Origin of the sequence: Pseudomonas sp. A2 (assembly GCF_023100865.1) — a bacterium.
GTDB lineage: Bacteria > Pseudomonadota > Gammaproteobacteria > Pseudomonadales > Pseudomonadaceae > Aquipseudomonas > Aquipseudomonas asiatica.
On the sequence record NZ_CP039127.1, the window covers coordinates 3268113 to 3292660 of the forward strand.

At 63.7% G+C, this 24548-nt stretch carries 23 protein-coding genes and 1 riboswitch; of the genes, 14 read left to right on the top strand and 9 right to left on the bottom strand.

Features of this window, described 5'->3' with window-relative positions:
• Nucleotides 1-44 precede the first annotated feature (44 nt).
• The 3 genes from E5221_RS15215 to E5221_RS15225 all read right to left on the bottom strand — a co-directional run bounded on the left by E5221_RS15215 (nt 45) and on the right by E5221_RS15225 (nt 2579).
• A complete protein-coding gene (locus E5221_RS15215) occupies nt 45-932 on the bottom strand; it encodes a pirin family protein (RefSeq protein WP_247845905.1) in 888 nt (295 codons plus the stop codon).
• 120 nt (nt 933-1052) lie between these two features.
• Entirely contained in the window at nt 1053-1937 is an 885-nt protein-coding gene (locus E5221_RS15220) for an alpha/beta hydrolase (protein WP_247845906.1), read from the bottom strand.
• Between the two features lie 21 nt (nt 1938-1958).
• Entirely contained in the window at nt 1959-2579 is a 621-nt protein-coding gene (locus tag E5221_RS15225) for a LysE family translocator (RefSeq protein ID WP_015270522.1), read from the bottom strand.
• A gap of 133 nt (nt 2580-2712) precedes the next feature.
• Between E5221_RS15225 and E5221_RS15230 the strand changes: the two genes are divergently transcribed.
• The 8 genes from E5221_RS15230 to E5221_RS15265 all read left to right on the top strand — a co-directional run bounded on the left by E5221_RS15230 (nt 2713) and on the right by E5221_RS15265 (nt 10402).
• Nucleotides 2713-3192, top strand: a complete 480-nt coding sequence (locus E5221_RS15230) for a GNAT family N-acetyltransferase (protein WP_003260330.1) — start codon at nt 2713-2715, stop codon at nt 3190-3192.
• Nucleotides 3193-3602: 410 nt separating this feature from the next.
• Nucleotides 3603-3826: riboswitch (cobalamin riboswitch) on the top strand.
• A 92-nt stretch (nt 3827-3918) separates the two neighbouring features.
• Complete coding sequence (locus E5221_RS15235; protein WP_003258255.1) at nt 3919-4107, top strand: CbtB domain-containing protein; 189 nt, start codon at nt 3919-3921, stop codon at nt 4105-4107.
• Between the two features lie 9 nt (nt 4108-4116).
• Nucleotides 4117-4803, top strand: a complete 687-nt coding sequence (locus tag E5221_RS15240) for a CbtA family protein (RefSeq protein ID WP_061552544.1) — start codon at nt 4117-4119, stop codon at nt 4801-4803.
• Complete coding sequence (locus E5221_RS15245) at nt 4803-5189, top strand: cobalamin biosynthesis protein (protein ID WP_247845907.1); 387 nt, start codon at nt 4803-4805, stop codon at nt 5187-5189. The genes E5221_RS15240 and E5221_RS15245 overlap by 1 nt, the downstream gene beginning before the upstream one ends.
• A 31-nt stretch (nt 5190-5220) precedes the next feature.
• Entirely contained in the window at nt 5221-5973 is a 753-nt protein-coding gene (gene cobM, locus E5221_RS15250; RefSeq protein ID WP_247845908.1) for a precorrin-4 C(11)-methyltransferase, read from the top strand.
• 66 nt (nt 5974-6039) lie between these two features.
• Entirely contained in the window at nt 6040-6282 is a 243-nt protein-coding gene (locus E5221_RS15255; RefSeq protein ID WP_247845909.1) for a DUF1272 domain-containing protein, read from the top strand.
• 219 nt (nt 6283-6501) lie between these two features.
• A complete protein-coding gene (locus E5221_RS15260) occupies nt 6502-7116 on the top strand; it encodes a response regulator transcription factor (protein ID WP_015270527.1) in 615 nt (204 codons plus the stop codon).
• Between the two features lie 13 nt (nt 7117-7129).
• Complete coding sequence (locus tag E5221_RS15265) at nt 7130-10402, top strand: transporter substrate-binding domain-containing protein (protein ID WP_247847745.1); 3273 nt, start codon at nt 7130-7132, stop codon at nt 10400-10402.
• Here E5221_RS15265 and E5221_RS28815 read toward each other — a convergent pair.
• Both E5221_RS28815 and E5221_RS15280 read right to left on the bottom strand, forming a co-directional pair.
• Nucleotides 10377-11696, bottom strand: a complete 1320-nt coding sequence (locus tag E5221_RS28815) for a PAS domain-containing methyl-accepting chemotaxis protein (protein ID WP_024087199.1) — start codon at nt 11694-11696, stop codon at nt 10377-10379. The genes E5221_RS15265 and E5221_RS28815 overlap by 26 nt on opposite strands.
• Nucleotides 11697-12024: 328 nt before the next feature.
• Nucleotides 12025-13044, bottom strand: coding sequence for a LacI family DNA-binding transcriptional regulator (locus E5221_RS15280; RefSeq protein ID WP_024087200.1), 1020 nt, complete (start codon nt 13042-13044; stop codon nt 12025-12027).
• Between the two features lie 206 nt (nt 13045-13250).
• Here E5221_RS15280 and E5221_RS15285 point away from each other — a divergent pair, with 206 nt between their 5' ends.
• From E5221_RS15285 to E5221_RS15295, 3 genes are all read left to right on the top strand, one after another.
• Nucleotides 13251-13790 (top strand): gluconokinase, encoded by a 540-nt coding sequence (locus E5221_RS15285; RefSeq protein ID WP_015270531.1) that lies wholly within the window; start codon nt 13251-13253, stop codon nt 13788-13790.
• Between the two features lie 111 nt (nt 13791-13901).
• Nucleotides 13902-15254, top strand: coding sequence for a GntP family permease (locus E5221_RS15290; RefSeq protein WP_015270532.1), 1353 nt, complete (start codon nt 13902-13904; stop codon nt 15252-15254).
• Nucleotides 15255-15338: 84 nt separating this feature from the next.
• Nucleotides 15339-15632 carry a hypothetical protein gene (locus E5221_RS15295; protein ID WP_182329556.1) on the top strand — a complete coding sequence of 98 codons (294 nt, stop codon included), beginning with the start codon at nt 15339-15341 and terminating at the stop codon, nt 15630-15632.
• A gap of 176 nt (nt 15633-15808) precedes the next feature.
• Here the strand turns inward: E5221_RS15295 and E5221_RS15300 are convergent, their stop codons facing one another.
• The 4 genes from E5221_RS15300 to E5221_RS15315 all read right to left on the bottom strand — a co-directional run bounded on the left by E5221_RS15300 (nt 15809) and on the right by E5221_RS15315 (nt 21312).
• Nucleotides 15809-17236, bottom strand: a complete 1428-nt coding sequence (locus tag E5221_RS15300) for a sigma-54 dependent transcriptional regulator (RefSeq protein ID WP_015270534.1) — start codon at nt 17234-17236, stop codon at nt 15809-15811.
• Complete coding sequence (locus E5221_RS15305) at nt 17205-18698, bottom strand: HAMP domain-containing sensor histidine kinase (RefSeq protein ID WP_247847746.1); 1494 nt, start codon at nt 18696-18698, stop codon at nt 17205-17207. Before E5221_RS15305 ends, E5221_RS15300 begins: the two co-directional genes overlap by 32 nt.
• 297 nt (nt 18699-18995) lie before the next feature.
• Complete coding sequence (locus tag E5221_RS15310; RefSeq protein ID WP_247845910.1) at nt 18996-20456, bottom strand: HAMP domain-containing sensor histidine kinase; 1461 nt, start codon at nt 20454-20456, stop codon at nt 18996-18998.
• A gap of 271 nt (nt 20457-20727) precedes the next feature.
• Nucleotides 20728-21312 (bottom strand): lytic transglycosylase domain-containing protein, encoded by a 585-nt coding sequence (locus E5221_RS15315; RefSeq protein WP_061552568.1) that lies wholly within the window; start codon nt 21310-21312, stop codon nt 20728-20730.
• A 186-nt stretch (nt 21313-21498) separates the two neighbouring features.
• Between E5221_RS15315 and gspG the strand changes: the two genes are divergently transcribed.
• The 3 genes from gspG to mexE all read left to right on the top strand — a co-directional run bounded on the left by gspG (nt 21499) and on the right by mexE (nt 24537).
• Nucleotides 21499-21924, top strand: a complete 426-nt coding sequence (gspG, locus tag E5221_RS15320; protein WP_003258264.1) for a type II secretion system major pseudopilin GspG — start codon at nt 21499-21501, stop codon at nt 21922-21924.
• An 11-nt stretch (nt 21925-21935) separates the two neighbouring features.
• Complete coding sequence (locus tag E5221_RS15325) at nt 21936-23126, top strand: type II secretion system F family protein (RefSeq protein WP_061552569.1); 1191 nt, start codon at nt 21936-21938, stop codon at nt 23124-23126.
• Between the two features lie 169 nt (nt 23127-23295).
• Nucleotides 23296-24537, top strand: a complete 1242-nt coding sequence (gene mexE / locus E5221_RS15330) for a multidrug efflux RND transporter periplasmic adaptor subunit MexE (protein ID WP_015270540.1) — start codon at nt 23296-23298, stop codon at nt 24535-24537.
• The last annotated feature ends 11 nt before the right edge of the window (nt 24538-24548 follow it).

Consider the following 24548-nt stretch of genomic DNA (forward strand, 5'->3'; position numbering starts at 1 on the left):
GCTTGCCGGCGGTAAGGCAGGACAATCCATTCAATCAGCCAGAATCAATGCGCCGCACCGTCCCGCGCTTCCTGCATCTGCCCGAACCGCCCGGCATGGAAGTCATCGAACGACTCGGCAATTTCCGCCTGGCTGTTCATCACGAACGGGCCATAGCCCACGATCGGCTCGTCGATCGGCTCACCGCTTAGCAGCAGAAAGCTGGCACCTTCCAGCGCTTCGACCGCGACGTCCTCGCCGCCCCGGTCAAACAGCACCAGGCTGGATGGGCCGGCTTCTCGCTCGCCGTTGATCCGCACGTTGCCGCGCAACACCACCAGCGCCGCATTGCGCCCGGCGGCAACCGGCAGCTGCAAGGTTGCACCGGCATTCAGGCGCAGGTCCCAGACATCCATCGCAGTAAAGGTCCGCGCCGGCCCCGAATGCCCACGATAGTCACCGGCAATCACTCGCAGACTGCCGCCCTCGCCGTCCAGCGTCACCACCGGGATGTCCTCGGCCAGCAGCGTCTGGTAGCCAGCCGCTGCGCGCTTGTCCCGCGCCGGCAGGTTGACCCACAGCTGTACCATCTCCAGCGTACCGCCAGTACGGGCGAAACCTGGGGAATGGAACTCTTCGTGGATGATGCCATTGGCAGCAGTCATCCACTGCACGTCGCCAGGGCCGATCAAGCCGCCAGCGCCGGTGGAGTCACGGTGTTCCAGTTCGCCCTGGTAGACGATGGTCACGGTCTCGAAGCCGCGGTGCGGGTGCTGGCCAACGCCGCGCCGCGCACTGGTCGGGGTGAAGTCATGAGGGCCGGCATAGTCCAGCAGCAGGAACGGGCTGATCTTGCTGGCCAGGTTGTCGTAGGTGAACAGGCTGCGCACCGGGAAACCATCACCTACCCAGTGGGCGTGGGGGCTGCGGTGAATACCCAGAATCGTTTTCATGAGAAGGCTCCTCTCTTGGTTGAGATAACCTTACCAGTGAGACCAATCAGGCAATAGCCGGCTAAAATGGCATGCATCGTCTCATTAAAAGGACAATCCACAGCCAGCTGTCTGGAAAAACTATCCCGCCGGTCCCTGCAGCAGGAAGGCCTGCACTTGTTCGGCGCACGCCTCAGGATGCTCTTGCATGAAGCAGTGCCCACCTGCAACCTGCCTGCCGCTGACCTTAGGGTTGAGTGCCACCAGGCGATTCACCGAATGCGGTACGAAGGGGTAGGTGTGCTCGCCGTACAGCACCCGCGTGGGCGTACGGATTGCCGCCAGGCTCGCCCACATGCGCTTGGGGAACGAACTGAATATTTCTACTTCGCGGCTGGGCCGGCACTTGAGCACCACCGCTTCGCCACAGTCGCCAATGGCATGCTCCACGTAGGCCCGCAGCGCCGCATCGGTCCACCCCTTGAAGATACCCCGCCCATGCAGTGATGCCAGGGCTGCCTCGCGGTCGGGCCAGTGGCTGCGACGGCTGGCAGCCTTGCGCGCCAGGGCATGGCGCTGGTGCAAGCCGACCAGGGCTGCCATCCCCATCACGCTCAGCATGCGCCGGCTGAACAGTACCGGGTCGAGCAGCACGGCACGCGCGAACAGTTGCGGTTCACTGGCCAGGATCAGGCCGGTGAGCACGCCACCGAAGCTGTGCCCGACGGCAAAGCGCGGTACGTCACCATACTCGCCTACCCCGGCTGCAAAAGCCTCCACCGCCAACGCAGCGGTCCGGTTCCAGCCACGGAACACCCCGCCATGGTCGCTGTCACCATGGCCCTGCACATCGCTGAGCCACAGGTCGAAATGTTCGCCCAGGCGCAGCAGCAATGGCTGGTAGGCCAGGCAGCAGAAGCCGTTGCCGTGCAGAAAATGCAGCAACGGCTTGCCACTGGCCGGGGTTCGCCAGCCCCGCAGGGTGAAGCCTTCGGCGCATTCGTGAGACCAGGGGATCAACTGCATCGGCTTACTGTACTCGCGGGGTCAGGAAAACGCTGATTCTACAAACAGCAGCGGGTACAGTGAAATCACCAGCAACAAGGCCATCAGGACATTGAACAGCATCAGCCAGCGCGGGTTCTGCAACAAGTTGCGCAGGGCGCTGCCGAACATCACCCACACCCCGACGCTCGGCAGGTTGACCAGGGCGAACAAGGCGGCAATGACAATGACGTTGGTCACATAGCCCTGCGCCGGCGTGTAGGTGGTGATTGCCCCGACTGCCATCACCCAGGCCTTGGGGTTGACCCACTGGAATGCCGCTGCTCCCCAGAAGCCCAGCGGTTTGCGGGCACTGGACGAAGCTGTGCCGACCGGCCCGGAGGTGGCGATCTTCCAGGCCAGGTACAGCAGGTAGGCGGCACCGGTGTAACGCAATACCGTATACAGCGCCGGCCAGGCTTTGAACACCTCGCCCAGGCCCAGGCCGACAGCCAGCACCATCACCATGAAACCGACACTGATGCCCAGGGCGTGGGGAATCGAGCGACGCACACCGAAATTCACCCCAGAGGCAAGCAGCATGGTGTTGTTGGGGCCAGGAGTAATGGAAGACACGAAGGCGAACAGCACGAAGGCGGTCAGCAGGTCGGCAGAGGCAAGCATGGCAGGCAATCCACTTTTTTTATGGGTGCTGTCACACTAACGGAGTCGCCCTCCTCTGCGACCGATACAGTTTCACTAAATTGTGTAGATACACATCGCTGTACCGCTACCATCAGATCAAGGAAGCCGTCCCATGAGCCTCACCATCCGTCCTGCCGTTCGCGCCGACGCCGAGCAGATACTTGCCTTCATCACCGAACTGGCAGAGTACGAACGCGCCCGCCACGAGGTAATCGCGAGCGTTGCCGATATCGAGCACAGCCTTTTTGGCGAGGGCAGCACTGTGCATAGCCTGATGTGCGAGCGCGATGGCCGGGCAATCGGCTTTGCCGTGTATTTCTACAGCTACTCGACCTGGCTCGGGCGCAACGGCATCTACCTGGAAGACCTGTACATAACGCCCGAGCAGCGCGGCGACGGTGCCGGGCGGCAATTGCTGCGGCACATCGCCCGCGAGGCGGTGGCGAAGAATTGCGGACGGCTGGAATGGAGCGTACTGGACTGGAACGAGCCGGCTATCGGCTTCTATCAGAAGCTGGGGGCCGAAGCGCAGGATGAGTGGGTGCGCTACCGGCTGGATGGCGAGAAGCTGGCGGCGTTTGCCCGGGGCTGACCGGGTGGATGCTCACGGCATAGACCACTACAGGCCGAACCGGCTTACATGAGGGCTTGAGTGTGCATGCCTTGAGCTTTTCAGCGCCTGTGAGATCGAGCGCCGCCCGCGCGGCGCTTCGCGGCACAAGGCCGCTCCTACATCTGTTTCCGGCCAATTACTCCTGTGCCAAGTGGGTTGCCGCCTTGGTGCTTGGCTGAAGATTGATGAGGAGCAGTCGTGCGCCCTTCGATATCGAATGGAACAAACAAGACGGACAGAGGTGAACTCACAGGAGTAACTGGCCCGAAACAGATGTAGGAGCGGCCTTGTGCCGCGAAGCGCCGCGCGGGCGGCGCTCGATCTCACAGGCACTGCAAAACCAAAGCCCTACCATCAAGGCAATTGACGCCAGCCCCGCCCCATGGTCTCCTTATGCCTCGCGTTCAGGTGCCCCCGATGGGGGTGAAACGGGAAACCGGTGCGTCACAGGCCCTCCAGCAGGGCAGGACAAGGCCGGTGCTGCCCCCGCAACGGTAAGCGAGCGAAGCGTCTGTACCACTGTGCCTGATCCCCGGCATGGGAAGGTGACGCTTTCCAGGAGCCTTGCTCCTCCTCGCAAGCCCGGAGACCGGCCTGGCGTTCATGAACACCCCGCGGTGGGCGGGCGCTGTTGCATTCCCCTGGGCTGCCACGCTCGGGGCTGCCGCGCTTGCCCGTTGCCCACAAAAAGCAGAGGAACGCGTCATGCCCGTCACCAGCGCCAAGCAACACAGCATTACCACCCCCGTCACCCTCAGCCAGCGTGTCGTCATCGCCATCGGCGCCAGCCTGCTGGGCCTGTGTCTGGTGTACTTCGCCGGCTTTTCGCACATCGAGGCCGTGCACAACGCCGCCCACGACACCCGCCACAGCGCCGCATTCCCCTGCCACTGAGTACGCCCGATGATCACACGCATTGCCCGCACCGCGGGCTTCAGCGGGTTGCTGGCGGCCTTGCTGCTGACCCTGCTGCAGAGCTTTTGGGTCGCCCCACTGATTCTCGAGGCAGAAACCTACGAATCCTCGGCCCCCGTCGCCGAGCACGAGCATGCTGGCGAAGTGGCAGCGCATGAACACAGCGCCGAAGCCTGGACACCTGAAGACGGCTGGCAGCGAGTGCTGTCCACCACCGGCGGCAACCTGGTGGTCGCGGTCGGCTTCGCCCTGATTCTCACCGCCCTGTACAGCCTGCGTGAACCCAAGCGAGCCGGCACCGGCGCACTCTGGGGCCTGGCCGGCTTCGCCGTGTTCTGCCTGGCCCCGACCCTGGGCCTGCCGCCGGAACTGCCAGGTACTGCCGCAGCCGACCTGGGGCAACGCCAGGCTTGGTGGATCGGCACCGCCAGTGCCACCGCGCTGGGCCTGGCCCTGCTGGTGTTCGCTCGCCACTGGTTGCTGAAGGCGCTGGGCGCTGTGCTGCTGGTCATTCCCCATGTGATCGGTGCGCCGCAACCCGAAGTGCACGAGAGCCTGGCCCCCGCCGCCTTGGAAACCCAGTTCAAAGTGGCCTCCTGGCTGACCAACGCCGCATTCTGGCTGGCCCTGGGCCTGCTCAGCGCCTGGCTGTTCCGGCGCTCCAGCCAGGCCTGATGCCTGCCTTCTACGCCGGTTTCGGCTGTCGTCGGGGTTGCCCGGCGGATACGCTGGAAATCTTGCTACGCCAGGCCCTGGCCACCCAGGGCCTGGCGTTGGCCGACCTGCAAGGCATCGCCAGCATCAGCCTGAAGGCCGACGAGCCCGGCTTGCAGCAACTGGCCGAACGCCTCGGTCTGCCTTTGGTGTTGTACGATACCGCGCAGTTGCAACCCTACGAACCCCGACTCAGCCACCGCTCCGCCGCTGCCCATGCCCACTGTGGCTGCTGGGGCGTGGCGGAGAGTGCGGCACTGGCCCTGGCCAGCCAGCGAGTTGGCACCGCCAGGTTGCTGCTGACACGCCAGGTACTGGGCCCGGCTACCCTCGCCCTGGCCTGTTGAACGTTTCCCTTCTTTCCTGCAAGGACTTTCCATGACGGTCTACTTCATCGGCGCCGGCCCCGGCGACCCGGAACTGATCACAATCAAGGGCCAACGGCTGATCCGCCAGTGCCCGGTGATTATCTATGCCGGCTCGCTGGTGCCGGCCGCCGTGCTCGAGGGCCACCAGGCCGAGACCGTGATCAACAGTGCCGAACTGCACCTGGAACAGATCGTTGCCGCCATGCGCAGTGCGCATGAGCAAGGCCAGGATGTGGCTCGGGTACACAGTGGCGACCCCAGCCTGTACGGCGCCATCGGCGAGCAGATCCGCCATCTGCAGGCGCTGGGCATCGATTACCAGATCATCCCCGGGGTCACCGCCACGGCGGCCAGCGCCGCCCTGCTCGGCTGCGAACTGACCCTGCCCCAAGTAGCTCAGACCGTTATCCTCACCCGCTATGGTGACAGCTCGCCGATGCCGCCCGGCGAGCAGCTGGGCGAGCTGGCGCGCCATGGCAGCACCCTGGCGATTCACCTGGGGGTCAAGCACCTGTCGCGTATCGTCGAAGAACTGCTGCCGCACTACGGCACGCACTGCCCGGTGGCGGTGGTGCATCGTGCCACCTGGCCGGACCAGGACTGGGTGCGCGGTACCCTCGGCGATATCGTGAAACGCGTCGCGGCCAAGGATTTCCGGCGCACGGCGCTGATCCTTGTGGGCCATGTGCTGGGCGACACACCGTTTGCCGAATCGGCCTTGTATCGCGCCGGGCACGCCCACCTGTATCGCCCTGGCGACTGAGCATTGCCAGGTTCGCCGCAGGCGTAGCAGACTCCGGTTTCCCGCCTGCAAACAGGAGTCATGCCCATGCTGGACCTACGCCCAAACTGCGAGTGCTGCGATACCGACCTGCCGGGTGGCAGCCCCGATGCGCTGATCTGCTCCTTCGAATGCACCTTCTGCCGCACCTGCGCCGAAACCCGTTTCCAGGGCCGCTGCCCGAACTGCACCGGCCAGTTGGTGGCACGCCCGACACGGGTCGGCCAGGCACTGGCCAACAACCCCGCCTCAACCCAGCGCGTGAGCAAATCACACTCCGCCTGCGCATGACGACTACAAAAACAAGCATCGCCGCTTTGCCAGGGTGATGTCTTTCCCTCTTTTTGTAGGACTTTTCAACAACAAGCACGTGGACTTTCAACACTTCTATACTCGGCATTACCAAATTTCGGGAATGGTCGTATCGTGCAGCGCTTCCAATAACCCCACTTGCAGACGTATTCCTGAGTGATCCAGGAAGCGGACCACATCCTGACAGGAGTTTTCTTCATGACTACCGTGCTGATCGTCGACGACCACCCCATCGTCCGGCTGTCCTTGCGCATGTTGCTCGAACGCGAGCGCTTCCGTGTTGTCGGCGAGGTCGGCAATGGCAGCGAGGTGGCGCAGGTGGCCCGCGACCTGCGACCGGATGTGGTAATTCTCGACATCGGCCTGCCCGGCCTGGATGGCATGGAAGTGATAAAGCGCCTGCAATGCCTGGAGCCGGCGCCCAAGATCATGGTGCTGACCGGCCAGGCCACGGATTTGTATGTGCGGCGCTGCCTGGATGCTGGTATCGGCGCTTTTGTCACCAAGGAAGAAGACCACGAGGCGTTGCTGTTTGCCCTTAAAGCGCTGGTCAAGGGCTACTCGACCTTCCCGCAGATGTCGGTCAACAGCAACTCGCTGGAAAGCGAGCCAGTGCGCCTGTCCAGCCTGTCCAACCGGGAAATGGAGGTGCTGCGGCGCCTGGCGCGCGGCGAGAACAACAAGAATATCGGCACCTGCATGAACCTCAGCGCCAAGACCATAAGCACCTACCGGGGCCGCATCATGGAAAAGCTCAAGACCGAATCACTGGTTGAAATGGTCGACCTGGCCAAGCGCAACAGCGTCTACTGAGCGCTCGATGACAATGAAGCGCCTGCTGGCAAGCGCCCTACTGGTCATCGGCCTGGCCGGTTCCGGCGCGCTGCTGGCAAACAGCGAACCTCGCCAGTTGCTGGCACGCTCGGTCAGCGCCGCGGCCCCGCTTGCGCTGTCCACCGAAGAGCGTCATTGGCTACAGCAACGCCAGCACCTGGTACTTGGCAGTTCGCGCCCCGACTACCCACCGCTGGAGATCAATGTCAGCCAGCACGACTACGAAGGCCTCAGCGCCGATTACGCTGGCATCATCGCAGAACAGCTGGGTACCACCATCGAAGTACGACGCTACGACAGCCGCCACGAAGCCATCGCTGCGCTACGCGACGGCCGTATCGACCTGCTAGGCAGCTCCAACGCCTTCGAGGCAGCGGATGCCCAGCTCAGCCTCAGTTCAAGCTACGCCGACGATCTGCCAGTCATCGTCACACGCGAGGGGCGCAGCCTGAAGAACACCCCCGACCTCGCCGGCCTGCGCCTGGCCATGGTCGATCATTACCTGCCGGCCAGCAGCGTCCGCCGCCTGTACCCCAAGGCGCAATTGAGCCTGTATCGCTCGACCCTGGCCGGGTTGGCCGCCGTCGAACTGGGCGAGGCCGACGCCTACCTGGGCGATGCCATCAGTACCGACTTCGCGATTGGCAAGAGTTACCAGGGCACACTGAAGATCGACCACTTCTGTCAGGTTGCCCCTGGCGCGTTTGCCTTTGCCATGGCCAGTGACAACCCGCGCCTGCAACAGTTGGTCAACAAGGCGCTGGCGCGTATCAGCGAAAGCGAACGCCTGAATATCCTGCGCCGCTGGAGCAGTGGCAACACCAGCCTGCTGCTGCAGCGCCACCTCACCGCCCTGACCGCCGAAGAAGAAGCCTGGATAGCTGCCAACCCCAACGTCAGCGTGCTGGTCAACACTTCGCTGGCGCCACTGACCTTCAACGACACCAAGCACCGCCCCAGCGGCATCACCCTCGAGCTGCTCAAGCAGATCTCGCTGCGCACGGGGCTGCATTTCAAGCCGGTCGAAAGCCCGTCGGCGCAAGCAATGATCGAGCGCCTGGCGCGCGGGGATGCGCAGATGATCGGCGCATTGGGTTACGGCACAGACCGTTCGAAACAACTGCGTTATACCCGTCCCTACCTGGTCAGCCCACGCGTGCTGGTCACCCGTGGCGACAATGCATCACCGCCGCAGGCCATGGCGCTTGATGGCATGCGCATCGCCCTGGTACGCGGTTCGCCGCAACGGGCCGTGCTGCAACAACGCTATCCGCAGGCCAGGATGGTCGAGGTGGACAACCCGCTCGGCCTGATGGAGGCCGTGGCCAACGGTGCCGCCGACGTCGCCCTGAGCAGCCATATCAATGCCGCCTACTACATCAGCCATGTGTTCAAGGACCGCCTGCGCATTGCCAGCGTGCTCGACGATGACCCGGCCATCGCCGCCTTCGCCGTGGCCGCGGACCAGCCACAGCTGCAGGCAATCCTCGACAAGGCGCTGCTGAGCATTCCACCCGAAGAGCTGGACCAGCTGATCAACCGCTGGCGCACCACCACCCTGGTCAGTGACAGCCCTTGGCGCGACTACCGCACGCTGGCCTTGCAAGTGCTGGTGCTGTCGGCCTTGCTGCTGGCCGGGGTGGTGTTCTGGAACAGCTACCTGCGCAAGCTGATCAACCAGCGCACCGAGGCCCAGCATGCCCTGCAAGCGCAACTTGCGCTTAGCCGCGGCCTGCTTGAACAGCTGCGCCAGGCCAAGGACGACGCCGAACAGGCCAGCCAGACCAAAAGCACCTTCCTGGCCACCATGAGCCATGAAATCCGTACCCCGATGAATGCCGTGATCGGCCTGCTGGAGTTGGCCCTGGAAGACAGCCGCGGCGGCCGCTGCGACACCCAGACCCTGCAGACCGCCCACGATTCGGCCATTGGCCTGCTTGAGCTGATCGGCGATATTCTCGACATTTCCCGTATCGAATCCGGGCATATCACCCTGCAGCCAGTGCCCACCAACCTGGTAGAACTGGTACGCGCCACCGTGCGGGTGTTCGAAGGCAATGCAAGGGCCAAAGGCCTGCACCTGCACAGCGAACTGCCCGTAGCGCCGGTGTGGGTGCTGGCTGATCCGCTGCGCCTCAAGCAGGTCTTGTCCAACCTTATCAGCAACGCCATCAAGTTCACCGACAGCGGTGAAGTCCAGGCCAGCCTGCTACTGCCCTCGCCCACCGACACTGACAGCCTGACAGTGGAGCTGAGTGTGCGAGACACCGGCATCGGCATCAGCCAAGCCGACCAGGCCCGGCTGTTCAATACGTTCGTCCAGGCCGACGGCCCCCGGGCACGCCAGGGCGCCGGCCTGGGACTGGTCATCAGCCGCACGCTAGCCGAGTTGATGGGCGGTACCTTGAACTTGCAGAGCGTCGAAGGCCTTGGCACCAAGGTGCAGGTCAGCCTGCAGCTGCCCGCCTGCGCTGCACCGGTGCAGGCCGACCAGCACGACCCTGTGCTGGAAACAAGCGGCGGCCCTTTGAACATACTGGTGGTCGACGACTACCCCGCCAACCTGCTGCTGCTGGAGCGGCAACTGCATACCCTGGGGCATCGGGTCACGCTGGCGGAAAACGGGGAAATCGCGCTGGCACGCTGGCAGGCTGCGCGCTTTGACCTGGTAATCACCGACTGCAGCATGCCGGTCATGGACGGCCACGAACTGACCCGCCGTATCCGCAGCCTGGAGGGCGAACGCGGCCTGGCGGCATGCCGCATTCTCGGCGTCACCGCCAACGCCCAGGCCGAGGAGCGTGCCCGCTGCCTGGCCAGCGGCATGGACGAATGCCTGTTCAAACCCATCGGCCTGCGTACGCTCAAGACCCACCTGCCCCACGCCCACCCCCGGCAGCAGCCGACAGCACGGCGCGCCAGCGGGTTCAACCTTGGCGAACTGCGCCACCTGACCCAGGACGACGAACAACTGACGCGGAACTTGCTGCAGCAGTTGTCACAAAGCGTCAGCGAAGACCTGGCCACCTTGCGGGCGTTGCCAGCAGACGCCCCCGGCGAAACTTTGCGCGCCTTGGCTCACCGGATCAAAGGAGGGGCGAAGATGCTCAAGGTACGCACGCTGGTCAAGGATTGCGAAGCCATCGAGCAGGCCCACGACCAAGGCCTGCCGACGGTTGACCTTCGCCTGCAACTACAGGCCAGCCTGGAGACCCTGCTGGACGAGCTGGGCGATGTGCTCAGTGCAATTGCAGCGTCGAACTGATCTGGCTGATAGCGTTTACCACGTGCCGTGAACCCTGCTGGATTTCCATGATCACCGTACCGGCTTCGTTGGCCAGCGCCACACCATGGCCGGTACGCTTCAGGCTCGACTGCATGCTGGCCACGGCCAACAGCGACAGGTCGTGGTTCTGCCGCACCACGTCGACGATTTCCAGGGTAGCCTTGCTGGTGCGCGCCGCCAGGCTGCGCACCTCGTCGGCCACCACGGCAAAACCGCGCCCGTGCTCGCCGGCGCGGGCCGCCTCGATGGCTGCGTTCAAAGCCAACAGGTTGGTCTGGTCGGCAATGCCACGGATGGTCAGCACTATCTGCCCGATCACATCCGACTGCTTGCTCACCGCATCGATACTGCGTGCCGCGTCGTTGAGTTCATGGGAAATCTGCTCGATCACCTGTACCGCCTGCTGTACTACCTCGGTGCCCTTGCGCGCGCAGGCATCGGTCTGTACCGAACTGGCATGGGCAGCATCGGCCGCGCTTTGCTGAGTGCTGACCTGGCGGGTGATGTCGCTGGCGAACTTCACCACCTTGTACAAGCGGCCCTTGCTGTCGAAGATCGGGTTGTAGGAGGCCTCCAGGTAGACCGTCTGGCCATGTTTGTCGACACGCTCGAAACGGTGCGAGTGGTACTCGCCGCGGTTGAGCGATGCCCAGAACTCGCGGTACTCGGCCGATTCGCGCTCGTGCGCCAGGCAGAACAGCCCGTGATGGCGACCGACCACCTCGTCCAGGCGATAGCCCATGGTGTCGAGGAAGTTCTGGTTGGCTTTGATCACCCGGCCTTGCGGGGTGAATTCGATCACCGCCATGGAGCGGCTGATGGCCTTGAGCAGGCTTTCGCTCTCGTGCTCCTCCATCACTCGCTGGCTGATGTCGGATGCCACCTTGATAACGCTGGTGACCTGGCGCTGCTCGTCCAGTACCGGCATGTAGCTGGCTTCCAGCCAGACTTCGCGGCCGGCCTTGTCGATGCGCTCGAAGGTACCGCTGATGGCCTTGCCCTGCCCCAGTTCACGCCACAGTTGCTGGTATTCGGCGCTTTTCGCGTAGCCAGGGTCGCAGAACAGCCGATGATGCTTGCCGCGCAACTCCTCGGCGCTGTAGCCCATGGCTTGGCAGAAGCGCTCATTGGCATCGAGGATCGTGCCGTCGGGGGTGAACTCGATCATTGCCATGGAGCGGCTGATCGCCGCCAGCTTGGCCTGCAAGCTGGCCAATGCCTGATGACTGCGCTGGATTTCGACCAGATCGGACTTGCGGTGGAAATCGAACATGACGCCGGGCTCCTGTATGCGCGGTGTCCTGAGCATAGATCGCCTGGCGTAAGTCGTGGTTTTTGTGGTGCCTGTGAGATCGAGCGCCGCCCGCGCGGCGCTTCGCAGCACAAGGCTGCTCCTACATTTGTTTCGGGCCAATTATTCCTGTGAGGTTTGTGCGCGAACGCTTTGGCGCATGGCTCGATATCGCGTTGTACGAACAAGGCGGTCGCGTGCACTGGCATAGGCATTACTGGCCCGAAACAGATGTAGGAGCAGCCTTGTGCTGCGAAGCGCCGCGCGGGCGGCGCTCGGTCTCGAAACCACCACACCACTCAAGACAAACTCAGGAACTCTCCCGCACCATCAACTCGAAGCCCAGGTCCTGCTGCGCATTCGGCACCCGCTTGCCATCGAGCAACGCCAGCAGCGCCTGCGCAGCACCGCGCCCCACAGCGGCGCGAGGCGTGCGAATCGAGGTCAGCCGCGGCACCATGTGCGCCGAAGCCGGCAGGTCGTTGAAACCGACCATCGCCACCTGCCGCGGCACCTCCACCCCTTGGCGCAATGCCTGCAGCACCGCGCCCTGGGCCAGGTCGTCGTTGCAGAAGAAGATACCGTCGACATCCGGCGCCTGCCGCATCAGTTGGCTGAACAACTCGCTGCCCAAGGCAATGGAAGAAGGCTCCGGCGTCAGCACTTCCAGCTCGGTCGCCTGCAAGCCGGCTTCGGCCAACGCCTGGCGGAACCCTTCGGCACGCTGCATCACTCGTGGGTCCAGCTGTGCGGCAATGAACCCCAGGCGCTTGCGCCCGCGCTCGATCAGGTGGCGGGCGGCGGCGCGCCCGGCCTGCTGCTGCGAGAAGCCGACGGACAATGCACCAGCTTCGCCATTCAGTTCCATCATGTGCACACAAGGTACGCCACTGGCCGCCAGCATCTGCCGCGATGCCTCGCTGCGCTCGAAACCGGTCAGCAGCATGCCGCAGGGCTGATAGGCCAGGTAGTTGCGGATGAGGTTCTCCTCTTCGGCAAGATCGTAGTGATAGTTGCCGATCAGCACCTCGAGCCCGCGCGGGCGCATGACCTCATGAATGGCTTCCAGCGTATCGATGAACAGCTGGTTGGACAGCGACGGGATCAACACCACCACCGACTGGCTGCGCGCCGAAGCCAGGGCACGGGCCGCCGGGTTGGCGACATAACCGAGGCTCGCCGCGGCAGCAACGACCTTTTCCACCAGCTCCGGCGCAACAGTGCTGACCCCGCGCAGGGCGCGCGACGCGGTAATCGGGGAAACCCCGGAAAGCCTGGCAACTTCTGCCAGGGTGGGACGACCTGTGGTACGGGAGCCGGTGCGGGACATGGATGTTGTAATTTTACTACTTGCAAGGAAAGGGAACGGCCACTAAGGTAGCGCTGTCTCAGGACGCAGGCAATGTAATCTTTGGTAGCAGCCAACGCGCGCTCGCCGCCAAGCGTCCATACTGCGTAGGGACAAGACCAATAACACCGGGGAGGTTGCTGTTCGTCGACAACGAGACAGCGCTATCTCACCCGCAGGAGGTACTGATGAATTCTCCCCTGTCCGCCATCGTGGTGATGGGCGTGGCCGGTTGCGGCAAAAGCTGCATCGGCGCTGCCATCGCTGCCAGAAGCGGCGGCCGCCTGATCGAAGGTGACGCTTTCCACCCTGCCGAAAACATCCGCAAGATGAGCGCTGGCATCCCCCTGGACGACAGCGACCGTGCCGGTTGGCTGGTGCGTCTTGGTCAGGAGCTGCAAGCCACGACCCAGGCCGGGGAACGTCCGATCCTGACCTGTTCGGCCCTCAAGCGCCGCTATCGCGACTCCCTGCGCGACGCCATGCCCGGGCTGGTGTTCGTGTTCCTCGAGCTGTCACCCGCCGAGGCGGAGAAACGCGTGCTGGCCCGCCCCGGGCATTTCATGCCGGCGAGCCTCATCGATAGCCAATTCGCTGCCCTGGAGCCGCCACACGGCGAACCCCTGACCCTGGCGCTCGACGCCACCCAGCCCATCGAAGCGCTTGCCGAAGCGGTGGACAGCTGGCTAAAGGGCCGCAGTGAGCCGGGCCTGGCACAAACCGCCTGACCCAGGCGGCTTTCCCGGCCCAACCGAGACAGCGCTACCCTGCCCCTCAAGCGCAAGCAGATTTGCAAAAAAGCTACGCCAAAACAACGATAAGACCGAGGCCTTCAAACCATGTTCGGACTGGCTACTGATACCTTCCTGCTGCTCGACGCGCTGGTTACCATCGTCGGGCTGATCCTGCTGATCACCCACTTCAAAGTCCATCCCTTCGTCGCACTGACCATCGCGGCCGGCTTCCTTGGCCTGACCTCCGGCATGCCGGTGGCCAAGGTCATGAAATCGTTCCAGGACGGTTTTGGCGGTGTTCTGGGCTTCGTCGGCATCGTGCTCGCCCTGGGCACCATGCTTGGCAAGCTGATGGCCGACTCCGGGGGGGCCGATCAGATCGCGCAAACCCTCATCCGCGCCTTCGGCAAGAAGAACGTGCACTGGGCGATGATGTTCGCCGCCTTCCTGGTGGGTATCCCGCTGTTCTTCGAGATCGGCTTCGTGCTGCTGATCCCGCTGGTGTTCATCGTCGCCCGACGCTCCGGCGTATCGCTGATCAAGATCGGTATTCCACTGCTGGCCGGTCTGTCGGTGGTGCACGGCCTGGTGCCCCCGCACCCGGGCCCGCTGCTGGCGATCGGCATCTTCCATGCCGACATCGGCAAGACCATCTTCTATGGCCTGATCGTGGCGCTGCCTACCGCCATCATCGCCGGCCCGCTGTTCGGTAATTTCATTTCCCGCTACATCCCGGGCACCCCGTCCCAGGAGCTGATGGACCAGATCGCCAAGGAGTCCGACCAGGGCAATCTGCCGAGCTTCACCATCACCCTGGTCACCGTGCTGCTGCCGGTGGTGCTGATGCTGCTGAAGACCTTCGCCGACGTGGTGCTGCCTGCCGAGCACATCGTGCGCCAGTGGATGGACCTGATCGGCCACCCCATCACCGCGCTGCTCGCTGCCCTGCTGCTGGCCTTCTATACCTTTGGCTCGGCCCGTGGCTTCAACCGTCAGCAGATCATGAAGATGCTCGACCAGAGCCTGGCCCCGACTGCGGCGATCGTGCTGATCGTGGGTGCCGGCGGCGGCTTCAAGCAGATGCTGGTAGACACCGGCGTGGGCAACGTGATCGGGCAGATGGCCGTACAGGCGGAGATTTCGCCCATCATGCTGGCCTGGCTGGTAGCAGCGGTAATCCGTATCGCCACCGGTTCCGCCACGGTCGCCACCATTACCGGTGCGGGCATCGTTGCACCGGTGATCGACCTGGTGCCGGGGGTCAACCGTGAGCTGCTGGTGCTGGCCACCGGCGCTGGCTCGTTGATTCTGTCCCACGTCAACGACGCAGGCTTCTGGCTGGTGAAGCAGTACTTCAACATGACCGTGGCGGAAACCTTCAAGACCTGGAGCATGATGGAGACCATCCTGTCGATCGTCGGCATCATCTTCATCATGTTGCTTTCGCTGGTGGTGTAACCGTTGATCGGGGTAATGGCACCTTGAAGCTTCGGGTAGGGCCGAAGGGAAGTATCAGCCCTACCAGAAGCAAAGGAGCCTGCCATGCCCCGCTCAAGCATCCTGCTGATTGCCCTGCTCGTCGCGCCGTTGGCCATTGCTGCCGGCACCGGCCCCACCTACCCCGACGACCCGCACAACCCGGCGCCCAAGCCGGGTGCGGACAGCACCCTCAACCCGATCGAAAAGCCCTTGCCGCGGGACACAGACCCACGCATAAAGGGCAACGACCCGGACAGCCCGCCAGCTGAACAGAATGACAACCGGGATTTGCCAGGGATGGATGGCAGTGGCTCGGAAGGTACCGGGCGGCAGGGAGCAGCCGATAATCAGCGTTGATCAATGCGCTCAAATTCTAAAAGTTGCCGCAATCCCTGTAGGAGCGGCCTTGTGTCGCGAAAGGGCTGCAAAGCAGCCCCAGCAATTTCAACTGTTGCGCATCAATCCCGGGGCCGCGTTGCGGCCCTTTCGCGACACAAGGCCGCTCCTACAAACGCCGCTCCCACAAAGGGGGCTCACCACTGGCGCTTGTCCGGCCTGGTCAGCCCCAGCTTCTCGATCCGGTAACGCAGCATGTCCCGCGACAGCCCGAGCATGCGCGCCGACTTGGTCACGTTCCAGTCGGTGCGGTCCAGGGTCTTGCATACCAGGTCACGTTCCATGTCCGGCAGGCTGGTGCCGGGCTCCGGTTCGTGCCGAGGCATTTCGAACACCGCAGGCGCCGCCTGCTGCACCAGCGGCTCGTCGATCAAGGTCATGCACAGGTTGAGCTGGTGCGCCTGCACCACCTCGTTCGGCGCCAGCAGCACGGTCTGCTCCAGCATGTTGCGCAGTTCGCGCACGTTGCCTGGCCAGCTGTAACCGAGCATCAGGCTTTCCGCCTCGGCGGAAAAGCGCAGGTTCGGCTTGCCATAACGCCGGCCATGATGGGCCAGGAAATGCCGCGCCAGCAGCAGCACGTCCTGCCCGCGGGCATACAGGCGCGGTACCTTCAGGGCAATGATACGCAGGCGGAAGAACAGGTCGCGGCGGAACTTGCCCTGCTGCACCATCTGCTCCAGGTTGCAGTTGGTAGCGCTGATCACCCGCAGGTCGACCTTGCGCTCCTTCACCGCGCCAATCCGGCGGATACTGCGGTCTTCCAGCAACTTCAGCAGCTTGGCCTGGAGCACCAGGTCCATCTCGCCAATCTCGTCGAGGAACAAGGTGCCCCCATCGGCAGCCTCCACCAGGCCCACCCTGCGCTCCTTGGCATCGGTAAAGGCGCCCTTCTCGTGGCCGAACAGCTCGGCCTCCAGCAGGTTGGCCGGGATCGAGGCGCAGTTGAACTCGATGAACGGCCCCTTGCTGCGCGAACCATCGAAATGCAGGGCGCGGGCCACCAGCTCCTTGCCGGTACCGGTCTCGCCTTCGATCAGCACCGGTGGCAGGTCGTCGCTGGCCATGCGCCGTTCTGCATCCAGCACTTGGCGCAGGGTGTGCTTGAGGGTGAGCATCGCCGGTGATTCACCGATCAATGCCTGCAACCCGGACTTCTGCGCCTCGCGCTCCTGGTAGAACGACAACGTGCGCTCCATGCGCTCGGCAGCCAGCGCCTTGTCCAGGGTCAGCTTGAGCTCGGCCAGCACCACGGGCTTGGTCAGGTAATGGAAGGCGCCCTCCTTCATTGCCTGCACGGCATCTTCCACGTTGCCATAGCCGGTCATCATGATCACTTTCAGGTCCGGCACCTGCGCCACCAAGGTACGCAGCAGGTCGTGCCCGCTCATGCCCGGCAGCGAGTTGTCGGTCAGCACCGCATCGGGCTGGCCCCGTTTTATCTGCTCCAGCGCCAGCTCCGCGCTGTGGCACACGGTGACCTCGAAGCCCTTGAGGCCGAGGTAGGTGCGAATATTGTCGGCGAGAATTTCATCATCCTCGACTACCAGGATACTGTGCTCCATGGTCCCCTCCCGCTGCGATATTGAATGTGAGGCTGACGCGGGTTCCTTCCTCTTCGCGGCTGCTCAGGCTGACCGAGCCGCCAAAACGCTCCATGATGCGTTTGACCAGGGCCAGGCCTACACCCAGGCCGCCCTGCTTGGTGGTGTAGAACGGCTTGAACACCATCCGTTCCTGCTGTTGGCTCATGCCCTTGCCGGTGTCACAAAGGACGAACTCGGCACGCTGCCCATCCTGCACATTGACCTGGGCGCACAGCATGCCACCTTCAGGCATGGCTTCCAGGGCATTGGAGAACAGGGTGTTGAGAATCTGCGTGAGCTGTAGTGGCTGGCTGGCCACCCATTGTGACCGGGGGCCTTCGTAGCAGAAGTGCACACCGTTGCGTTCGATCTGCTGGGCGAAGGCCAGGTGGGTGTCCTCGATGGCCGTCACCAGGTCCACGGCCTCGGCATCGTCACTGGTCGGGCGCAGCGACACCAGCAGGTCACGCACCCAGCGCGACATGCGGTCGACCTGGCTGATGATGTCGGTGATGTTCTTCTGCGCCGCGGGGTTGGCGATTTCCTGAGCCAGTTCGGCGCTGGAGCGAATGTTGGCCAGCGGGTTGCGCAAGCTATGCGCCACGGCCGAGGACATCTCGCCCAGGGCCACATAGGTTTCACTGGCCACCAGCCGGTCCTGCTGCAGGTGCAGCAGCTGCGCGGCGCGGCGCACGATCCAGAACAGGCCGAAGTAGACCAGCGCCCCGCCCACCAGGGTAGAAGCCCAGATCAGCACATAACCGCGCTGGATGCGCCACACCAGGTCCTGCGGCTCCTTGTAGATTTCCACCATGGCCAGCACCTGTTCGCCCTGGCTGTCGAACAGAGGGATGTAGTTCTCGATGAACAGATAGCGCGGTTCACGCTGGAACTTCTGCTCTTCGCGGTCATCCTCGGCCTGGTGGTAGCTGGCCGATACCGTCTTGCGCGAGCGGAAGGCGCGGTCCAGGTCACCATCGGCCTCGATTCGCTTGCCGATCAGCTCCCGGTTGGTCGACCAGACAATGGTGCGGTCGCGGGCATAGACGTTGGCCAGCAAGGTGTCCGGCAAGTGCTCCACATGGTCGAGGAACTCGACCCGGGTCGATTCGGCCAGCTCCGGGGTGAACTGCAAATGCTGCTGGTCCAGGCGCGGGTCAAGCAACTCGCCCATGGTGGTGCCCGGCGGCAACTGCGAATGACGTACTTCGGCCTGGGCCATGGCCTGGATGAACTGGGCGGTGAGCATGGCATCGCGCTCGACGCTGTCGCGCACCACGAAACGCGTCGACACATAACCCAGCCCGCCCGCCACCGAGGCGATGATCAACAGGCTTATGACCGAAAACCAGCGCAGCAGGTTGAATTCGCGCAATGGCACGGCCACACCATTGGCGGTAGTACTGGCCTTGTCAGAAACTTCTTTATCCAGCATCTGCATCGCGTGCTTCCCGCCCAGGGCGTCCATTCAGAAATGCATCAAGGCGACAAATAGTAGCCAATTGATAGCACTCCACCCGTGCAGCCGCAGCCGCCATTTGTCGTGTGTTGCGCTCTGCCTGTCACATTGCAAGAACCCAGCCAGCCAACATGCCAATTCAATTTATCTTTGATTATCAATAGTTTGAAGACACATCTTAAATTAACTTGGAGGGCTATCCCCCACATTTGGGGGTTTTCACCCAAAAAACCTTAAATCCTTTATAAACAATTAGATACGAGCATTTATTAATGTAAGTCAGGAGCTCTTGACCAGCCGGAAACTCAGCGAAACCCGAGTGCCATGGCCTTCACTGCTGCTGAGGCGGACACCGCCCCCGAAGCGTTCCATGATGCGTTTCACCAACACCAGGCCTACGCCCAACCCACCCTGCTTGGTGGTGAAGAAAGGCCGGAAGGCCATACGCTGCTGCTGTTCGGTCATGCCTTTGCCGTTGTCGGACAGGCGCAGGGTCAGGTTACGCCGGTCATGGCGCACCACCTCGACACGCAACCGCCCACCCTGCTCCATCGACTCCAGGGCATTGGCGATCAGGCTGCTGAAGATCTGCCGCAGTAACACCGGATGCCCCAGCACCTGCACTGCCGGTATCGGTTGCAGGTCAAGGCTCACTCCGCCGCGCGCCAGCGGCACTGCGTAGGTCTGCAGGCTTTCCTGCAATGCCAGCGGCAAATCCACCGCCACGGCCTCATCGTTGAGCGGGCGCAAGGACTGCAACATCTGGCGGATCCACTGCGACATGCGGTCGACCTGGCTGATGATGTCGTTGACGTTGCGCTGCGCCGGGCCATCGTCGAACGCCTGGGCCAACTCGGCACTGGAACGGATGCTGGCCAGCGGGTTGCGCAGGCTATGGGCCACCGCCGAGGACACCTCGCCCAGCGCCACGTAGGTTTCGTTGCTGATCAGCCGCTTCTGCTGCACCGCCAGCAGGCGCGCGGCGCGGTGCATGATGCCGTACAGGCCTACGTAGACCAGCGCGGCACCGATGGTGATCGCCAGCCAGATCAGGATCAGCCCATGCTCGATGCGCACGATCAGGTCATGGGGCTCCTTGTAGATCTCGACCATCGCCGTGACCTGCTCGCCATCGGCATCGAACAGCGGAATATAGTTTTCGATGAACAACTGCTCGGGTGGGATGACGAACTTCTGCTCGACGCGGGCCTGCTCGAAGTTGTGGTAACTGGCCGAGACTCGCATCTTGTACTCGAAAGCCTGCTCCAGGTCCTCGTCGCCTTCGATCAGCTTGCCGACCAGGGCCGGGTTGCTGGACCAGATCACCGTACGGTCCGGGGCATAGATGTTGGCCAGCAGCATGTCGGGCAGGTGCGCGATGTGGTCCAGGAACTCGCCACGCGCCCTGCGCCGGGCGTCCGGGTCGACATCGAGCAGGTTGGCGCGGTCGATGCGCGGGTCAAGCAGTTCACCCATGGTGCGCACATTGGGGATCGACACATGGCGCACTTCGGCATCGGCGATGGAGGTGATGGACTGCGCGGTGAGCAAAGCATCGCGCTCGATGCTCTCGTCGACGATGAAGCGGCTGGAAATCAATCCCAGCCCGACCGCTACCGAGAGGATGATGGCCAGGCTGACCCAGGCGTACCAGCGCAGCAGGTTGAACGGCTTGCGTGGGGTAGCCAGTTCGTTACCGGCGGGTACTTCAAAAGCGTCGGAACGAGGGGCGATGTCCATGGCGGACTCCACAACTGGGCACCTTCAGAAGGTTATAGCCCAGAGTTGGGGAAACCATCGGGTCAGCTTGGTGGCATCCGCCGAAGGGTATTGTCTTGTTTCCCGTATTGAACGCACCTGCCTTGCAAAAATCCTGATGCTCACACGGCCCCTGTGGGAGCGGCTTTAGCCGCGAACACCGGCGCAGCCGGTGCCATGCACCGCGTTGGATTCTTCGCGGCTAAAGCCGCTCCCACAGAGGTCGCACCAGCGTTGAAAGGGGCTACAGCGGCTAATCACCCGTCACCCCCTGCAAGCGGCGGTACTCTCGCAGCACATTCGGCACATAGCGCCGGGTCTCGGCAAACGGCGGTACCGCACCACGGCGCAGCACCGCGTCCGGGCCGGCGTTATAGGCCGCCACGGCCAGGGTGATGTCATTGTCGAACAAGTCGAGCATGCGCTTGAGGTAGCGGGCCCCTCCCTGCACGTTGTCTTCCGGGTCCAGGCGGTTTTCCACGCCCATCTCGCGGGCAGTATCCGGCATCAATTGCATCAGCCCCACCGCGCCCGCTGGCGAACGCGCCTTGGGGTTGTAACCGGACTCGGCCTTGATCACCGCATGCAGCAACGCCGGGGGTACATCGTGGGTGCGCGCCGCGGCGGCGACCAGCTTGGCGTAGGGGCGGCCGGTGATGAGCTGCGCGTTGGCCGGGCCGGCCTGGGCCTTCGGCTCGCTGATCACCGTTTCATAGAGGCGCCCGGGTCGATGGACGTTGGTCAGTATGTAGCTGCCTTTGGCGTCGATGGAAATGTACACATCGGCCTGGGCAGCACCTGCCACCAGCCAGATCAAACCGAGAATGAGTCCACGCATGTCGGTCGCCTCTTCGTGGTCTCCCCCGATGTTGGGGGATATACCCCGGAAAACCCGGAGTCGATGACCACGACGCAAGCACTGTGCCGCTTCGCGTGCCGCATGGTGCAAGGCGCCAGCGCAGGCGTGCACGGCTGTTGCATGGAGCCTGCAAAAGCTTGTCCCCATGCAGCGGAGGGCTTCACCATGCAGCGCAGAACCAACCCTCAACGTGGCTTCACCCTGCTCGAACTTTTGGTGGTGCTGGTGGTGCTCGGCCTGTTGGCCGGTATCGTCGCGCCCAAGTACTTCAGCCAGCTCGGCCGCTCCGAAGCCAAGGTGGCGCGGGCGCAGATAGAGGGGCTGAGCAAGGCCCTGGACCTGTACCGCCTGGAAGTCGGCCACTACCCCAGCAGTGAGCAGGGCCTGCAGGCCCTGGTGGTCGCCCCCAATGGCGAAGCGCGCTGGACCGGCCCGTACCTGCAGAAGGCCGTGCCGCAAGACCCGTGGGGCCGCGCATACATCTACCGGCAACCCGGCGAGAACGGCGGCGAGTACGACCTGCTGTCGATGGGCAAGGACGGCCAGCCCGGTGGCGACGGGGAAAACGCCGAAATCACCAGTTGGCAGTAGGGAGAACGGCCATGCGCTATAGCCTCAAGGCCCTGGGCAGGCAGGGTGTGGTGCAGTTGCAGATCGACGCCGAGGACGCCGACCAGGCCCGCCGCCAGGTCGAGGACCAGGGCTTGCGCGTGCTCAGTCTGCGTGGCCACGGCGGCGCCTTGCGCGGCATGGCCTGGCGCCGCGAAGCAAGCTTTGACCTGGTGCTGTTCAGCCAGGAACTTTCGACACTGCTCAACGCCGGCCTGCCGCTGATCGACGCGCTGGAAAGCCTGGCGGAAAAGGCCCCCGCAGCCGCAGCGCGCAAAGTGCTCGCCGAACTGGTCCGCCAACTGTACGAAGGCCGCTCGCTGTCCCAGGCCCTGGGCCAGCAGCCACGGGTGTTCCCGCCGCTATACGTGGCGCTGGTGCAGTCCAGCGAGCGTACCGGCGCGCTCGGCGACGCCCTCGCCCGCTACATAAGCTACCGCCAGCGCCTGGACCTGGTCCGGCAGAAGCTGGTGGGTGCCTCGGTCTACCCGATGCTGCTATTGCTGGTGGGCGGTGGCGTGGTGCTGTTCCTGCTTGGCTACGTGGTGCCGCGTTTCAGCCAGGTGTTCGAGGGCATGGGCACCGAGTTGCCCTGGCTGTCTCGGCTGCTGATGCAGATCGGGCTGTTCCTGCATGCCCAGCAACTACCGCTGGCATTGGGCGCCCTCGGTGCGGCCACTGCGCTGTGGCTGCTGCGCCGCCAGCCATGGGTACGGCGCTGGGCAGCCTGCCAGCTGCGGCGCCTGCCGGCACTTCACCAACGCCTGATGATGTACGAACTGGCGCGCTTTTATCGCTCATTGGGCATCCTGCTGCAAGGCGGTATCCCCATCCTCACCGCCATGGGCATGGCCCGCGGCCTGCTCGGCAGCGCGGCGGCCGAGGGCCTGGAGCACGCCAGCCAGCGGGTCGCCGAAGGGTTGCCGCTGTCCGATGCACTGGAGGCCGGGCAACTGGTGACGCCGGTATCGTTGCGCCTGCTGCGCGCCGGCGAGCAGTCCGGCAACCTGGGCGAGATGCTGGAGCGCTGCGCCGACTTCCATGACCAGGAAATCGGCCGCTGGGTGGAATGGTTCGTCAAGCTGTTCGAACCGCTGCTGATGACCTTCATCGGCCTGCTGATCGGCCTGATCGTGATCCTGATGTACATGCCGATCTTCGAACTGGCCTCGAGCATTCACTGAAATGTCAGGCCCAGGATGAAAGCCCACGACCGAGCTGGCCATGTCTGCAATCGATGAATGATCTGCTCATATCATTCATCGTGATAATAACCTTCGTCCCGTTCGATTCGTGCCTCACGCGCAAGACACTCACACTCCGCCCACTACTAATACATTGGCGGAGTTCTCCATGGAACAATCATTCAAACCCTTGCGCTTCCCCCTCGCTGCCTTGGCAGTGGTGGTGATCAGCGCTTGTGGCCGAACCCCAGACGCAGTGCAGGCTCCCACCGCGCCGAAGGTCAGCGTGGCCAAGGTGATCGAGCAACCGATCAATGAATGGGACGAGTTCACCGGCCGCCTCGAAGCCCCGGAAACCGTCGAGGTACGCCCACGGGTCTCCGGCCAGATCGACCTGGTCGCCTTCACCGAAGGCGCCCAGGTCAAGAAAGGCGACCTGCTGTTCCAGATCGATCCACGCCCGTTCCAGGCAGAGGTCCGCCGCCTCGAAGCCCAACTGCAGCAGGCCAAGGCCACCGCCATTCGCAGCGCCAACGAAGCCCGCCGTGGCGAACGCCTGCGTGACAGCAACGCCATTTCCGCAGAACTGGCCGAATCGCGTAGCAGCGCCGCCGCCGAAGCCCGCGCCGGGGTCGACGCGATCCAGGCCCAGCTCGACCTAGCACGCCTGAACCTCAGCTTCACCCGTGTCACCGCGCCCATCAGCGGCCGTGTCAGCCGCGCCCAGTTCACCGCCGGCAACATCGTCACCGCCGATGTCACCCCGCTGACCAGCGTGGTCTCCACCGACAAGGTCTACGCCTACTTCGACGCCGACGAGCGCGTGTACCTCAAGTACACCCAGCTGGCCCGCGAAGGCCAGCGCGGCCAGAGCACCCCGGTGTACCTGGGCCTGACCAACGAAACCGGCAACCCGCACCTGGGCCAGATGAACTTCGTCGACAACCAGGTCAACCCGCGCACCGGCACCATCCGTGGCCGTGCGGTGTTCGACAACAGCGACGGCCAGTTCACCCCAGGCCTGTATGCACGCCTGAAGCTGGTGGGCAGCGCCCAGTACCAGGCCGTGCTGATCAACGACGAAGCCGTGGGCACCGACCTTGGCAAGAAGTTCGTGCTGGTCATGGACAAGGACAACAAGGCCGCCTACCGCGCCGTGGAGCTGGGGCCGAAGCTGGAAGGCCTGCGCATCGTGCGCAGCGGCCTGGGCAAGGACGACCGCATCGTGGTCAAGGGCCTGCAGCGTGTGCGACCTGGCTCACCGGTCACCCCGGAAGAGACACCGATGGCCAGCGAACAGACCCTCGCCGCCCTCGCCCAGCAGCGCCAGGCCCTGGAGGCCAGCAACCCGGCGCCGAAGGTGGCGGGCAACAACGTGAAAGTCGCCAGCGCCCAGGCGCCACGCGGTTAAGGGACCACACC